Origin of the sequence: Kitasatospora sp. NPDC057518 (assembly GCF_042802075.1) — a bacterium.
Lineage (GTDB): Bacteria > Actinomycetota > Actinomycetes > Streptomycetales > Streptomycetaceae > Kitasatospora.
The window spans coordinates 17429-33743 of the sequence record NZ_JBHVEU010000034.1 but is presented as its reverse complement, the minus strand read 5'-3'; the positions used below and the strand labels follow the sequence as shown (position 1 = coordinate 33743).

Below are 16315 nucleotides of genomic sequence, written 5' to 3'. Positions count from 1 at the left end.
GCCGTCGGGCTGGGCCGGGCGGCGCTGCTCGCGGCGGACGAGGACCCGCAGGACGGGATCGCCCGGCTGGTCGCCTGTCTGGCCTTCGAACTGCGGCTGCTGATCAGCGCGTTGGGCAAGTACACGCCCGCCGCCCTGGACCCGGAGGACGTCTGGCTCCCGGAAACGGCCGGGCCGTACCTCCACCCGTAGGACACGGGGCGCCGCCCCTTCGCTTGCGTGAACGTCCGATCCGTCCGATCCGTCCATCCCGCACGTCCTGTGCATCCCGTACCTCCCGTACAGAAGGAGAACCGCTGTGACGAACCCGTTCGAGGACGCCGAGGGCCGCTACCTGGTCCTGGTCAACGACCAGAACCAGCACTCCCTGTGGCCGAACGTGCTCGCGGTCCCGGCCGGCTGGACCACGGCCTTCGGCGAGAACGACCGCCAGGCCTGCCTGGAGTACATCGAGCAGCACTGGACCGATCTGGCGCCGCGCCCGACGACGGTCGGCTGACCCGCGGTCCCGGACCCCTTTTCCTCCATTCCGTTCGCACACCCGCGTGCGGCCCCGGCCAGGTGACGAGGCACCTGGCCGGGGCGGCCGGTCACGCGCATCGATCACCGCCGGATAGGCACCAGAGGGAGATGTCATGGCTCAGCAGATGGAACCGACGACCGGGCAGAAGGACACGGCCGAGGGCGGTCGCGCTCCCGAGTCGGCGCAGGAACAGCTCCTGTGCGGCCTCTTCGCCGAGGTCCTCGGGCTGCCGTCGGTGGGAGTCGATGACAACTTCTTCGCCCTGGGCGGCCATTCGGTCATCGCGACCCGGCTGATCAGCCGCATCCGCAGCACGCTCGGCGCGGAGCTCGGCATCCGGGACCTGTTCCGGAACCCGACCGTGGCCCGGGTGGCGGAGAAGCTGAAGGAGGGGCGTCCGGCGCGTCCGGCGCTGGTGGCGGGGGAGCGGCCGGAGGTGCTGCCGCTGTCGTTCGCGCAGCAGCGGCTGTGGTTCCTGGACCAGTTGGAGGGTGCGTCCGCGACGTACAACAGCCCGTTCGTGTTCCGGCTGCACGGGGCGGTGGACGTCGAGGCGCTGAGCGGGGCGATCGGTGACGTGGTCGGGCGGCACGAGGCGCTGCGGACGGTCTATCCGGCGGTCGACGGGCAGCCCCGCCAGGTGGTGCTGCCCGCGGGGGACGTCGAGGTGCCGTTCAGGGCCGAGCCGTGCACGGCGGAGGAGCTGGCGGAGCGGATCTCCGCCGAGGCCCTCGCCGCGTTCAACCTGTCCACCGGGCTGCCGTTGCGGGTGGTGCTGTTCACGGTCGCCGAGGGCGGGTCGGTGCTGGTGGTGACCTTGCACCACATCGCGAGTGACGGTTGGTCGATGGAGCCGTTGTGGGAGGGCGTGGCGTCGGCCTATCGGGCCCGCCTGGCGGGGGTTGCTCCGGAGTGGTCGCCGTTGCCGGTGCAGTACGCGGATTACACGTTGTGGCAGCAGGGTCTGTTGGGTGGGGTCCTGGATCAGCAACTCGCCTACTGGTCCGAGGTGTTGCGGGATGCGCCGCAGGAGGTGGCGCTGCCGTTGGACCGGCCTCGGTCGGGGCTGGCTTCGCGTGCGGGTGGTCTGGTGGAGTTCGGGCTGGACGCGGAGCTGCACGCGGAGTTGGAGGGGTTGGCGCGTCGGCACGGCGTGACGCTGTTCATGGTGCTGCACGCGGGCCTGGCGGCTCTGTTGTCGCGCCTGGGCGCGGGGACGGACATCCCCATCGGCACGGTGGTGGCGGGGCGTTCGGACGAGGCCTTGGACAAGCTGGTCGGGTTCTTCGTGAACACGCTGGTGCTGCGGACGGATGTGTCGGGTGCGCCGACCTTCGGTGAGTTGCTGGGGCGGGTCCGGGATACGGATCTGGCGGCGTTCACCCACCAGGACCTGCCGTTCGAGCGGCTGGTGGAGGAGCTGAACCCCGTCCGCTCCGCCTCGGTGCACCCGTTGTTCCAGGTGATGCTGGTCCTGCAGAACAACAACGAGTGCAGTCTCCGACTCCCGGGCCTGGTCGTGGAGCCGGAGTGCTCTGTGGCCGCCCCGGCCCGGTTCGACCTCAACCTGAGCTTCTCCGAGCACCACGACGCCGCCAACAGGCCGGCCGGCATCCGGGCCGAACTGCGCTACGCCGCCGACCTCTTCGACCACGGCACCGTCACCACCTTCGCGGAGCGCCTGCGCCGGGTGCTGGCCGCGATGGTCGCGAATCCGGACGGTTCGGTGGGGTCGGTTGAGGTGTTGGTGGGTGGCGAGCGTGAGTTGGTTGTGTCGGGGTGGGGTGGTGGTGGGGGTCCGGTGCCGTCGGGGACGGTGTCGGGGTTGTTCGGGGAGCAGGTGGTGCGGGCTCCGGGTGCGGTGGCGGTGGTGGATGGTGATCGCCGGTTGTCGTACGGGGAGTTGGATGTTCTGTCGGATCGGATGGCCGCGCGGTTGGTGGAGTCCGGTCTGGAGCGGGGCGGGTTGGTGGGGGTCTGCCTGGGGCGTGGGGCGGATCTTGTGGTGGCGTTGTTGGGTGTGTTGAAGGCGGGTGGTGGTTACACGCTGTTGGATCCGGAGTTCCCGCGGGAGCGGTCGGCGTTGGTGGTGGCCGAGGCGGGTGTGGGTCTGGTGGTGTCGAGTTCGGGGCTTCGGGGGTCGGTGGAGGGGCTCGCGGAGTGTGTGGTGTGGATGGATTCGCCCTGGGAACCGGCGGAGGAGTCGGCCGGGGTGGTGGTGCCGTCGGTGGTGGTGGGTCCGGAGGATGTGGCGTGTGTGATGTTCACGTCGGGTTCGACGGGTCGGCCGAAGGGTGTGGTGGCGCCGCATCGGGCGTTGGTGGGGACGTATCTGGGGCAGGAGTATTGCGAGTTCGGTCCGGGTGAGGTGTTTCTGCAGTGCTCGCCGGTGTCGTGGGACGGGTTCGCGCTGGAGTTGTTCGGTGCGTTGTTGCATGGTGCGGTGTGTGTGTTGCAGCCGGGGCAGAATCCGCAGCCGGCGGTGATCGAGAAGTTGGTGGTGGAGCATGGTGTGACGATGCTCCAGTTGTCGGCGAGTCTGTTCAATTTCCTGGTGGATGAGCATCCGGGGGCTTTTGCTGGGGTTCGGACGGCGTTCACGGGTGGTGAGGCCGGTTCGGTGGCGCATGTGGCGAAGGTGCTGGGTCTGTTTCCGGGGTTGCGGGTGGGCAACGGGTACGGTCCGGCGGAGAGTATGGGCTTCACGACGTGCCACGCGGTGACCGAGGAGGATCTGGGGTCGTCGTCGTTGCCGATCGGGCGTCCGGTGGGTAACAAGCGGGTGTTCGTGTTGGACGAGTGGTTGCGTCCGGTGCCGGCGGGTGTGGTGGGTGAGGTGTATGCGGCGGGGGCCGGTCTGGCGCACGGGTATGTGGGTCGGGCGGGTCTGACGGCGGAGCGTTTTGTGGCGAATCCGCTGGGTGTGGCGGGTGAACGGATGTACCGGACGGGCGACTTGGGTCGTTGGCGTGCGGACGGGGTGCTGGAGTACGTGGGGCGCGCGGACGACCAGGTGAAGATCCGGGGTTTCCGGGTCGAGCCGGGTGAGGTCGCGGCGGTGCTGCTGGCGCACGAGGCGGTGGCGCAGGCCGCGGTCGTGGCACGCGAGGACCGGCCGGGCGACAAGCGCCTGGTCGGCTACGTCGTCCCGGTGAACGGTCGGGACATGGACGCGGCGGAACTGCGTCACTTCCTGGTCAAACGCCTGCCGCGCCACATGGTGCCGTCGGCGGTGGTGGTGCTGGAGGCGCTGCCGATCACGCCGAACGGCAAGCTGGACCAGCGCGCACTTCCCGCGCCTGCCGCCACCGCCGTCGAGCCGGGCGGACGCGCACCGCGCTCGGTGCAGGAGGAACTGCTCTGCGGCATCTTCGCGGAGCTGCTTGGCCTGCCGTCGGTGGGGATCGACGACGACTTCTTCGCGCTGGGCGGGCACTCGCTCCTCGCGGCCCGGCTGATCAGCCGCATCCGCAGCACCTTCGGCGCCGAACTCGGGATCCGCGACCTGTTCGACGCCTCCACGGTCGTCGGCGTCGCCGAGAAGCTGAAGGACGGCCGCCCGGCGCGTCCGGCGTTGGTGGCGGGTGAGCGTCCGGAGGTGCTGCCGCTGTCGTTCGCCCAGCAGCGGCTGTGGTTCCTCGACCAGCTCGAAGGCGCTTCCGCCACGTACAACAGCCCGTTCGCGTTCCGCCTGCACGGGGCGGTGGACGTGGAGGCGCTGCGCGGGGCGATCGGCGATGTGGTCGGGCGGCATGAGGCGCTGCGGACGGTCTATCCCGCGGTCGACGGACAGCCCCGCCAGCTGGTGCTGCCCGCCCAGGACGTCCAGGTGCCCTTCACGGCCGTGGAGTGCGGGAGCGACGCGCTCGACGAGGCAGTGCGCGGGGCCGCGTTCACGCCGTTCGACCTGTCCACCGATCTGCCCGTACGGGTGGTGTTGTTCACGGTCGCCGAGGGCGGGTCGGTGCTGGTGGTGACCTTGCACCACATCGCGAGTGACGGTTGGTCGATGGAGCCGCTGTGGGAGGGCGTGGCGTCGGCCTACCGCGCGCGCCTGGCCGGGGTTGCTCCGGAGTGGTCGCCGTTGCCGGTGCAGTACGCGGATTACACGCTGTGGCAGCAGGGTCTGTTGGGTGGGGTCCTGGATCAGCAACTTGCCTACTGGTCGGGGGTGTTGCGGGATGCGCCGCAGGAGGTGGCGCTGCCGTTGGACCGGCCGCGGTCGGGGGTGGCTTCGCGTGCGGGTGGTCTGGTGGAGTTCGGGCTGGATGCCGGGCTGCATGCGGAGTTGGAGGGCCTGGCGCGTCGGCATGGCGTGACGCTGTTCATGGTGCTGCACGCGGGCCTGGCGGCCCTCTTGTCGCGCCTGGGCGCGGGGACAGACATCCCCATCGGCACGGTGGTGGCGGGGCGTTCGGATGAGGCGTTGGACAAGCTGGTCGGGTTCTTCGTGAACACGCTGGTGCTGCGGACGGATGTGTCGGGTGCGCCGACCTTCGGTGAGTTGCTGGGGCGGGTCCGGGACACGGATCTGGCGGCGTTCACCCACCAGGACCTGCCGTTCGAGCGCCTGGTGGAGGAGCTGAACCCCGTCCGCTCCGCCTCGGTGCACCCGTTGTTCCAGGTGATGCTGGTCCTGCAGAACAACAGCGCGGTCAGCCTCCAACTCCCGGGCATCACCCTGGAATCGGAGACCTTCGACACGGCGCCGGCCCGGTTCGACCTCAACTTCGCCTTCACCGAGGCCTGGGCTGCCGATGGCACGCCCGGTGGGATCCAGGTGGAGCTGCAGTACGCCGCGGACCTCTTCGACCACGGCACGGTGGAGGTGCTGGGCCGCCGTCTCGGTTTGCTGTTGACCGCCATGGTCGCGGATCCGGAGCAGTTGGTCGGGTCGGTTGAGGTGTTGGTGGGTGGCGAGCGTGAGTTGGTTGTGTCGGGGTGGGGTGGTGGTGGGGGTCCGGTGCCGTCGGGGACGGTGTCGGGGTTGTTCGGGGAGCAGGTGGTGCGGGCTCCGGGTGCGGTGGCGGTGGTGGATGGTGATCGCCGGTTGTCGTATGGGGAGTTGGATGTTCTGTCGGATCGGATGGCCGCGCGGTTGGTGGAGTCCGGGCTGGTGCGGGGTGGGTTGGTGGGGGTCTGCCTGGGGCGTGGGGCGGATCTCGTGGTGGCGTTGTTGGGTGTGTTGAAGGCGGGTGGTGGTTACACGCTGTTGGATCCGGAGTTCCCGCGGGAGCGGTCGGCGTTGGTGGTGGCCGAGGCGGGTGTGGGTCTGGTGGTGTCGAGTTCGGGGCTGCGGGGGTCGGTGGAGGGGCTCGCGGAGTGTGTGGTGTGGGTGGATGAGGAGTGGGAGCCGGCGGCGGGCGGGGTGGTGCCGTCGGTGGTGGTGGGTCCGGAGGATGTGGCGTGTGTGATGTTCACGTCGGGTTCGACGGGTCGGCCGAAGGGTGTGGTGGCGCCGCATCGGGCGTTGGTGGGGACGTATCTGGGGCAGGGGTATTGCGAGTTCGGTCCGGGCGAGGTGTTTCTGCAGTGCTCGCCGGTGTCGTGGGACGGGTTCGCGCTGGAGTTGTTCGGTGCGTTGTTGCATGGTGCGGTGTGTGTGTTGCAGCCGGGGCAGAATCCGCAGCCGGCGGTGATCGAGAAGTTGGTGGTGGAGCATGGTGTGACGATGCTCCAGTTGTCGGCGAGTCTGTTCAATTTCCTGGTGGATGAGCATCCGGGGGCTTTTGCGGGGGTTCGGACGGCGTTCACGGGTGGTGAGGCCGGTTCGGTGGCGCATGTGGCGAAGGTGCTGGGCTTGTTCCCGGGGTTGCGGGTGGGCAACGGGTACGGTCCGGCGGAGAGCATGGGCTTCACGACGTGCCACGCGGTGACCGAGGAGGATCTGGGGTCGTCGTCGTTGCCGATCGGTCGGCCGGTGGGCAACAAGCGGGTGTTCGTGTTGGACGAGTGGTTGCGTCCGGTGCCGGCGGGTGTGGTGGGTGAGGTGTATGCGGCGGGGGCCGGTCTGGCGCACGGGTATGTGGGTCGGGCGGGTCTGACGGCTGAGCGGTTTGTGGCGAATCCGCTGGGTGCGGCGGGTGAACGGATGTACCGGACGGGCGACTTGGGTCGTTGGCGTGCGGACGGGGTGCTGGAGTACGTGGGGCGTGCGGACGACCAGGTGAAGATCCGGGGCTTCCGGGTCGAGCCGGGCGAGGTCGCGGCGGTCCTGCTGGCGCACGAGGCGGTGGCGCAGGCCGCGGTCGTGGCACGCGAGGACCGACCGGGAGACAAGCGCCTCGTCGGCTACGTGGTGCCGGTCGCGGGCCGGGAGGTCGATCCCGACGAGCTGCGGCGTTTCGCCGCGGGGCGGCTGCCGCGCCACATGGTGCCGTCGGCGGTGGTGGTGCTGGAGGCACTGCCGATCACACCGAACGGCAAGCTGGACCAGCGCGCGCTGCCCGCGCCTGCCGCCGCCGCTGTCGAGCCGAGCGGTCGGGCGCCGCGTTCCGCGCAGGAGGAGATCCTGTGCGTGGTGTTCGCGGAGGTGCTGGGCCTGCCGTCGGTGGGGATCGACGACGACTTCTTCGCCCTGGGCGGGCACTCGCTCCTCGCGGCCCGGCTGATCAGCCGGATTCGCAGTACCTTCGGCGCGGAACTCGGGATCCGCGACCTGTTCGACGCCTCCACGGTCGTCGGCGTCGCCGAGAAGCTGAAGGAGGGGCGGCCGGCGCGTCCGGCGTTGGTGGCGGGTGAGCGTCCGGAGGTGCTGCCGCTGTCGTTCGCGCAGCAGCGGCTGTGGTTCCTCGACCAGCTCGAAGGCGCTTCCGCCACGTACAACAGCCCGTTCGCGTTCCGGCTGCACGGGGCGGTGGACGTGGAGGCGCTCCGTGCGGCGATCGGCGACGTGGTCGGCCGGCACGAGGCGCTGCGGACGGTCTATCCGGCGATCGACGGCCAGCCGCGTCAGCTGGTGCTGCCGGCCGGTGAGGTCGAGGTGCCGTTCAGGGTCGAGCCGTGCGCGGCTTCGGAGGTGGCGGGGCGGATCGAAGCCGAGGCCTTCGCCGTCTTCGACCTCTCCGTCGAACTTCCCTTGCGGGTCGTGCTGTTCACGCTTGGCGAGGACGAGTCGGTCCTGGTCCTGACCCTGCACCACATCGCCAGCGACGGTTGGTCCTCCGGCCCGCTCTGGCAGGGGGTCACGTCGGCCTACCGGGCCCGGCTGGCCGGAGCTGCCCCGGAGTGGGAGCCGCTGGCGGTCCAGTACGCGGACTACACCCTCTGGCAGCACAACCAGCTCGAGGAGGCTCTCGACCAGCAACTCGCCTACTGGTCAGAGGCGTTGAGGGACGCGCCGCAGGAGGTTGCCCTGCCCTTCGACCGGCCCCGACCCGCTTCCGCGTCGCATGAGGGCGAGCTGCTGGAGTTCCATGTCGGCCCCGAGTTGCACGCGGAGTTGGACGTGTTGGCGCGTCGGCATGGTGTGACGCTGTTCATGGTGCTGCACGCGGGCCTGGCGGCTCTGCTGTCGCGGATGGGTGCGGGGACGGACCTCCCGATCGGCACGGTCGTCGCCGGGCGTTCGGATGAGGCCTTGGACGAGCTGGTCGGGTTCTTCGTGAACACGCTGGTGCTGCGGACGGATGTGTCGGGTGCGCCGACCTTCGGTGAGTTGCTGGGCCGGGTCCGGGATGCGGACCTGGCGGCTTTCACGCACCAGGACCTGCCGTTCGAGCGCCTGGTGGAGGAGTTGAACCCGGTGCGTTCGCTGGGCCGGCACCCGCTGTTCCAAGTGATGCTGGTCCTGCAGAACAACGAGGAGGGCAGCCTCCAGCTCCCGGATGTCGTGGTGAGTACGGAGTCCTTCGGGACGCCGCCCGCCAAGTTCGACCTCAACCTGACGTGCGTCGAGAACCGTGACGCCGCCAATGCGCCTGCCGGTATCACGGTGGTCCTGCAGTACGCGACCGATCTGTTCGACCAGGGGACCGCGGGTCTGGTGGCGGAGCGGTTGGTGCGCTTGCTCGGGGTGGCGGTCGGGGATCCGGAGGTTCCGGTGTCCGGCTGGGAGGTGTTCGACTCGCCTGAGCAGGAGCGGTACTTCCTCAGCCGGGCGGAGCGTGCGCGGGCCGGTGCCGTCGAGGCTGTGGAGGTGCAGGGGCATCGTGGTCCGAGGACGGCGCAGGAGGAGATCCTGTGCGCGTTCTTCGCCGAGGTTCTTGGTGTTCCGTCGGTGGGCATCGATGACAACTTCTTCGCCCTGGGCGGGCATTCGCTCCTGGCGACGCGCCTGATCAGCCGGATTCGTACCACGTTGAACGCCGAGCTGGGCATCCGCGACCTGTTCCGTAACCCGACGGTGGTCGGGGTGATGGAGAAGCTGAAGGAGGGCCGTCCGGCCCGTCCGGCGTTGGTGGCGGGTGAGCGTCCGGAGGTGCTGCCGCTGTCGTTCGCCCAGCAGCGGCTGTGGTTCCTGGACCAGCTCGAAGGCGCCTCTGCCACCTACAACAGCCCGTTCGCGTTCCGCCTGCACGGCGCGGTGGACGTCGAGGCCCTGCGCGGGGCGATCGGCGACGTGGTCGGCCGCCACGAGGCCCTGCGGACGATCTACCCGGCGGTCGACGGCCAGCCCCGCCAGCTGGTGCTGCCCGCCCAGGACGTCCAGGTGCCGTTCAGGGTCGAGCCGTGCACGGCCGAGGAGCTGGCCGAGCGGATCGAGGCCGAGGCCTTCACCACCTTCAGCCTCTCCGCTGAACTTCCGTTGCGGGTGGCCCTGTTCACCCTCGGCACGACCGAGTCCGTCCTCGTCCTGACCCTGCACCACATCGCCAGTGACGGCTGGTCCTCGGGCCCGCTCTGGTCGGGCATCGCCTCGGCCTACCGTGCCCGTCTGGCCGGCCTGGTCCCGCAGTGGGAGCCGCTGGCCGTCCAGTACGCGGACTACACGCTCTGGCAGCACAACCAGCTGGGCGAGATCCTCGACGAGCAGTTGAAGTACTGGCGTAACGCGCTGGGAGAGCTGCCGCAGGAGATGGCCCTGCCCTTCGACCGATCCCGTCCTGCCTCCGCGTCGCATGAGGGTGAGCTGCTGGAGTTCCATGTCGGCCCCGAGCTGCACGCGGAGTTGGACGCGTTGGCGCGTCGGCACGGCGTGACGCTGTTCATGGTCCTGCACGCGGGCTTGGCGGCTCTGCTGTCGCGCTTCGGTGCGGGGACGGACCTCCCGATCGGCACGGTGGTGGCCGGGCGTTCGGATGAGGCCCTGGACGAGTTGGTCGGGTTCTTCGTGAACACGCTGGTGTTGCGGACGGATGTGTCGGGTGAGCCGACCTTCGGTGAGTTGTTGGGTCGGGTTCGGGATGCGGACCTGGCGGCGTTCACGCACCAGGACCTGCCGTTCGAGCGGCTGGTGGAGGAGTTGAACCCGGTGCGTTCGCTGGGCCGGCACCCGCTGTTCCAGGTGATGCTCGTTCTGCAGAACAACGACGAGGGCACCCTCCAACTCCCGGGCCTCACCGCTCAGCCCGAGTCCTTCGGGACGCCGCCCGCGAAGTTCGACCTCAACCTCACCTGCGTCGAGAACCGTGACGCCGCCAACGCGCCTGCCGGTATCACTGCCGTTCTGCAGTATGCGACCGATCTGTTCGACCAGGGGACCGCGGGTCTGGTGGCGGAGCGGTTGGTGCGCTTGCTCGGGGTGGCGGTCGGGGATCCGGAGGTTCCGGTGTCCGGCTGGGAGGTCTTCGACTCGCCTGAGCAGGAGCGGTACTTCCTCAGCCGGGCGGAGCGTGCGCGGGCCGGCGCGGTCGGGGCTGTGGAGGTGCAGGGGCATCGTGGTCCGAGGACGGCGCAGGAGGAGATCCTGTGCGCGTTCTTCGCCGAGGTCCTCGGCGTACCGTCGGTGGGCATCGATGACAACTTCTTCGCTCTGGGCGGCCATTCGCTCCTGGCGACGCGCCTGATCAGCCGCATCCGCACGACCCTCAACGCTGAGCTCGGCATCCGCGACCTGTTCCGTAACCCGACCGTCGTCGGGGTGATGGAGAAGCTGAAGGAGGGCCGTCCGGCGCGTCCGGCGTTGGTGGCGGGTGAGCGTCCGGAGGTGCTGCCGCTGTCGTTCGCCCAGCAGCGGCTGTGGTTCCTCGACCAGCTCGAAGGCGCTTCCGCGACCTACAACAGCCCGTTCGCGTTCCGCCTGCGCGGCGCGGTGGACGTTGAGGCCCTGCGCGGGGCGATCGGTGACGTGGTCGGCCGGCACGAGGCGCTGCGGACGATCTACCCCGCGGTCGACGGCCAGCCCCGCCAGCTGGTCCTGCCCGCCCAAGACGTCCAGGTGCCGTTCAGGGTCGAGCCGTGCACGGCCGAGGAGGTGGCCGAGCGGATCGAAGCCGAGGCCTTCACCACCTTCAAGCTCTCGACTGAACTTCCCTTGCGGGTGGCGCTGTTCACCCTCAGTGCGACCGAGTCCGTCCTCGTCCTGACCCTGCACCACATCGCCAGTGACGGGTGGTCCTCGGGCCCGCTCTGGTCGGGCATCGCCTCGGCCTACCGTGCCCGTCTGGCCGGTCTCGTCCCGCAGTGGGAGCCGCTGGCCGTCCAGTATGCGGACTACACGCTCTGGCAGCACAACGAGCTCGGCGCGACCATGGACCAGCAACTCGCGTACTGGTCCGAGGCGTTGAGGGATGCGCCGCAGGAGGTCGCTCTGCCCTTCGACCGGCCCCGCCCCGCCACCGCCTCACACGAGGGCGACCTGCTGCAGTTCCACGTCGACCCCGGCCTGCACGCCGAACTGGACGCCTTGGCACGCCGGCACGGCGTGACGCTGTTCATGGTCCTGCACGCGGCTCTGGCGGCTCTGCTGTCCCGCTTGGGCGCCGGCACGGACATCCCCATCGGCACGGTCGTCGCCGGACGTTCGGACGAGGCCCTGGACGACCTCGTCGGGTTCTTCGTGAACACCCTGGTGCTGCGGACCGACGTCTCGGCGGAGCCGACCTTCGGCGAACTGCTGGACCGGGTCCGAGACGCTGACCTGGCGGCGTTCACCCACCAGGACCTGCCGTTCGAGCGCCTGGTCGAGGAGTTGAACCCGGTGCGTTCGCTGGGCCGGCACCCGCTGTTCCAGGTGCTCCTGGTCCTGCAGAACAACGACGAGGGCACCCTCCAGCTCCCCGGCCTCACCGCCCAGCCCGAGTCCTTCGGGACGCCGCCCGCCAAGTTCGACCTCAACCTCACCTGCGTCGAGAACCGCGACGCCGCCAACGCGCCCTCCGGCATCCTCGCTGTTCTCCACTACGCCACCGACCTCTTCGACCGCGACACCATGACCCTGCTGGCGGACCGCCTGATCCGGTTGCTCGGGGTGGCGGTCGGGGATCCGGAGGTTCCGGTGTCCGGCTGGGAGGTGTTCGACTCTCCCGAGCAGGAGCGGTACTTCCTCAGTCGGGCGGAGCGGGCGCGGGCCGGTGCCGTCGAGGCTGTGGAGGTGCAGGGGCATCGTGGTCCGAGGACGGCGCAGGAGGAGATCCTGTGCGCCTTCTTCGCCGAGGTCCTCGGCGTACCGTCGGTGGGCATCGATGACAACTTCTTCGCTCTGGGCGGCCATTCGCTCCTCGCGACGCGCCTGATCAGCCGCATCCGCACGACCCTCAACGCCGAGCTCGGCATCCGCGACCTCTTCCGCAACCCGACCGTCGTCGGGGTGATGGAGAAGCTGAAGGAGGGCCGCCCGGCGCGTCCGGCGTTGGTGGCGGGGGAGCGTCCGGAGGTGCTGCCGCTGTCGTTCGCCCAGCAGCGGCTGTGGTTCCTCGACCAGCTCGAAGGCGCCTCTGCCACCTACAACAGTCCGTTCGCGTTCCGCCTGCACGGCACGGTGGACGTCGAGGCCCTGCGAGGGGCGATCGGCGACGTGGTCGGCCGCCACGAGGCCCTGCGGACGATCTACCCCGCGATCGACGGCCAGCCCCGCCAGCTGGTCCTGCCCGCCCAGGACGTCCAGGTGCCCTTCAGGGTCGAGCCGTGCACGGCGGACGAGGCCGCAGGGCGGATCGAGGCCGAGGCCTTCACCGCCTTCGACCTCTCCGCCGAACTCCCTCTGCGGGTGGCCCTGTTCACCCTCGGCGCGACCGAGTCCGTCCTCGTCCTGACCCTGCACCACATCGCCAGTGACGGCTGGTCCTCCGGTCCGCTCTGGCAGGGCATCGCCTCGGCCTACCGGGCCCGCCTGGCCGGCCTCGTCCCCGACTGGGAGCCGCTGGCCGTCCAGTACGCGGACTACACCCTCTGGCAGCACAACGAGCTCGGCGACACCATGGACCAGCAACTCGCCTACTGGTCCGAAGCACTGAGGGGTTCGCCGCAGGAAGTGGCTCTGCCCTTCGACCGGCCCCGACCGGTCACTGCCTCGCACGAGGGCGACCTGCTGCAGTTCCACGTCGGCCCCGAGCTGCACGCCGAACTGGACGCGGTGGCGCGTCGGCACGGCGTGACGCTGTTCATGGTCCTGCACGCGGCTCTGGCGGCTCTGCTGTCGCGCCTCGGCGCCGGCACGGACATCCCCATCGGCACGGTGGTGGCCGGGCGTTCGGACCAGGCGCTGGACGACCTGGTCGGGTTCTTCGTCAACACCCTGGTCCTGCGGACGGACCTCTCGGACGCCCCCAGCTTCGGCGACCTGCTGGGTCGGGTCCGGGACACCGACCTGGCGGCCTTCACCCACCAGGACCTGCCGTTCGAGCGGCTCGTCGAGGAGCTGAACCCCGTTCGCTCCAGCTCCGTGCATCCGCTGTTCCAGGTGATGCTGGTCCTGCAGAACAACGACGAGGGCACCCTTCAACTCCCGGGCCTCACTGCTCAGCCCGAGTCCTTCGGGATGCCGCCCGTCAAGTTCGACCTCAACCTCACCTGCGTCGAGAGCCGCGACGCCGTCGGCGCCCCCTCCGGCATCCTCGCTGTTCTCCACTACGCCACCGACCTCTTCGACCGCGACACCATGGCCCTACTGGCGGACCGCCTGCTCCGGCTGCTGACCGCCCTGGTCGCGGACCCGGACCAGTCGATCGAGGCGGTCGACATCCTGAGCCCGGCCGAGCGCCGGCAGATCCTCGTCGAGTGGAACGACACCACGCGCGTCCCGGCGGACACCGGGCTGGTCCCGGAGATCTTCGAGGGGCACGCCCGGCGGACGCCGGACGCGACCGCGCTCGTCTTCCAGGGCGAGGTTCTGACGTTTCGTCAGCTCAACGCTCGGGCGAACCGCCTGGCGCGGCTGCTGATCGACCGCGGGGTGGGGCCGGAGCAGTCCGTGGCCGTCCTGCTCCCGCGGGGTACGGACCTGGTCGTCTCGCTGCTGGCGATCCTGAAGGCCGGGGCCTGCTACGTCCCGGTCGACCCGGAGTACCCGGTCGAGCGGGTCGGGTACATGCTCGACAACTGCCGGCCCGGCCTGGTGATCACCGGCGGGGACACCGCCGAGCGGTTCGCCGGTCTGGCCGGCCGGGTGCCGCACCTGCTGGACCTGGCGGAGCCGTCGCTGGGCGCCGAGCTGGCCCGCCGGTCCGACGCCGACGTGTCGGACGCCGACCGGCTCGCGCCCCTGCGTCCCGGGCACGCGGCGTACGCCATCTTCACCTCCGGGTCGACGGGGACGCCGAAGGGCGTGCTCGTCGAGCACCGCTCCCTCGCCAACCTCGTCCACAGCCACCGGGAGGACGTCTACCGGGCCGACATCGCCTCGGCCGGCCGTCCCCTGCGGGCCGCCATGATCGGGGCGACGACCTTCGACGCCAGCTGGCTGCTGTTCTTCTGGCTGCTGGACGGCCACGAGCTGCACCTGGTGGACGACGAGACGCGCCGGACGCCGGAGCTCCTGGTCGACTACATCGACGGCGAGCGGATCGACTACCTGGAGACGACCCCGACGTACTGCCGGCAGCTGGTCGAGCTGGGGATGCTCTCCGAGCAGCGCGCCTCCCGCCCCCGGATCGTGGACGTCGGCGGTGAGGCCGTCGACGAGGCGCTCTGGGATGTTCTGCGGCGGGCCGGGGTCACCGCCAACAACCAGTACGGTCCCACCGAGTGCACCGTGTACAGCACGAACGCCGTGATCGGCGAGTACGAGCGGCCGGTCATCGGCCGGCCGATCCGCAACACCCGGCTCTACGTCCTGGACGACCGACTGCGGGTGGTCCCGCCGGGCGTTCCCGGCGAGCTGTACATCGCCGGGGAGAGCCTCGCCCGCGGCTACCTGGGCCGGCCGGGTCTGACGGCCGAGCGCTTCGTGGCGGATCCGTTCGGTGCGGCGGGCGAGCGGATGTACCGCACCGGCGACCTCGTGCGGTGGCGCGCCGACGGCGCCCTGGAGTACGTGGGCCGCGCGGACGACCAGGTGAAGATCCGGGGCTTCCGGATCGAGCCGGGCGAGGTCGCCGCGGTGCTGATGGCGCACGAGGCGGTGGCGCAGGCCGCCGTGGTGGTGCGCGAGGACCAGCCGGGGGAGAAGCGCCTGGTGGGCTACGTGGTGCCGGTCGCCGACCGGGCGGCCGACCCGGAGGAGCTTCAGCGCTTCGCCGCGGGCCGTCTGCCGCGGCACATGCTGCCGTCGGCGGTCGTGGTGCTGGAGGACCTGCCGATGACCTCGCACGGCAAGCTGGACCAGCGGGCGCTGCCGGCGCCGGTCGCCGGTGCGGGAGGCGGCGGACGGGCCGCGCGCTCGGCGCAGGAGGAGATCCTGTGCGCGGTCTTCGCCGAGGTCCTCGGGGTGCCGTCGGTGGGCATCGACGACGACTTCTTCCTCCTGGGCGGGCACTCGCTGCTCGCGGCCCGGCTGATCGGCCGGATCCGCACCGCCCTCGGCGCCGAGATCGGCATCCGGGACGTCTTCGACGCCCCCACCGTCGCCGCGCTCGCCGGCCGGCTGGACGACGCGGGGGACGGGGATGGCGCGCTCGCCACCCTGCTGCCGCTGCGCAGGAGCAGCGGCCCGGCGGCCCGGCCGCTGTTCTGCGTGCACCCCGCGGCCGGCGTCAGCTGGGTCTACTCGGGCCTGCTCCGCCACCTCGACGGCGGCCGTGCCCTGTACGGTCTCCAGGCCCGCGGCCTGCTGGCCCCCGAGGCCGTTCCGGCCGGCCTCGACGCCATGGTCGACGACTACCTGGCGCTGATCCGCTCCGTCCAGCCGCAGGGCCCGTACGCGCTGCTGGGGTGGTCGTTCGGCGGGGTCGTGGCGCACGAACTCGCCGTCCGGTTGCAGGAGGAGGGCGAGGAGGTCGAGGCGCTCACCCTGATGGACAGCTTCCCGAGCGGAGGCGGCGGCGGATCGGCCGAACCGGCCCGGGAGTTGACCGGTGCGGAGGCCGTCCGGGCGCTCCTGGAGTCGCTCGGCCACGACCCGGAGTCCGCGCGGGCCGCGGACGGTCCGTTCGCCCTGCTCGGCGACGCCGCGCTGGAGGCGATGGCCAGGGTCTTCCTCGCGAACATCGCGGTGCTGGACTCCTTCAAGTCCCGTACGTTCAGGGGCGATGTGCTGTTCTTCGAAGCGACCAGGGAGGAGCCGCGCCCCCCGGTGCGGCCGGAGGACTGGCGGGCCCACGTCACCGGTCGGATCGAGGTGCACCGGGTGACCGGGCGGCATGGTGAAATGACGAGGCCCGATCAGCTCGCCCAGATCGGCCCCGTTCTCGCCGCCTGGCTGGCCGGCGGGCGCGACCGGTCCTAGCCGGTGGGGCCGGCGGCCCGTGCGCCGACCGGCGTACGGGCCGCGCGGCGGTCCTGCTCCCCGCGCCGGCGTCGGCCGCGGGGTGCCGG

At 70.7% G+C, this 16315-nt stretch carries 2 protein-coding genes and 1 pseudogene; all 3 read left to right on the top strand.

Annotated features, from left to right (window positions below; genetic code table 11):
* Nucleotides 1-192 (top strand): annotated as a pseudogene (locus ACFU7Z_RS05865) (glutamate synthase); the annotation flags it as partial.
* A gap of 106 nt (nucleotides 193-298) precedes the next feature.
* Nucleotides 299-499 carry an MbtH family protein gene (locus ACFU7Z_RS05860; RefSeq protein WP_049652209.1) on the top strand — a complete coding sequence of 67 codons (201 nt, stop codon included), beginning with the start codon at nucleotides 299-301 and terminating at the stop codon, nucleotides 497-499.
* Between the two features lie 136 nt (nucleotides 500-635).
* Nucleotides 636-16226 (top strand): amino acid adenylation domain-containing protein, encoded by a 15591-nt coding sequence (locus tag ACFU7Z_RS05855; RefSeq protein WP_380776465.1) that lies wholly within the window; start codon nucleotides 636-638, stop codon nucleotides 16224-16226.
* Nucleotides 16227-16315 lie beyond the last annotated feature (89 nt).

Coding starts and splice junctions, on each gene's coding strand:
- ACFU7Z_RS05855 (WP_380776465.1), top strand. CDS start 636: ATGGCTCAGCAGATGGAACCGACGACCGGGCAGAAGGACACGGCCGAG.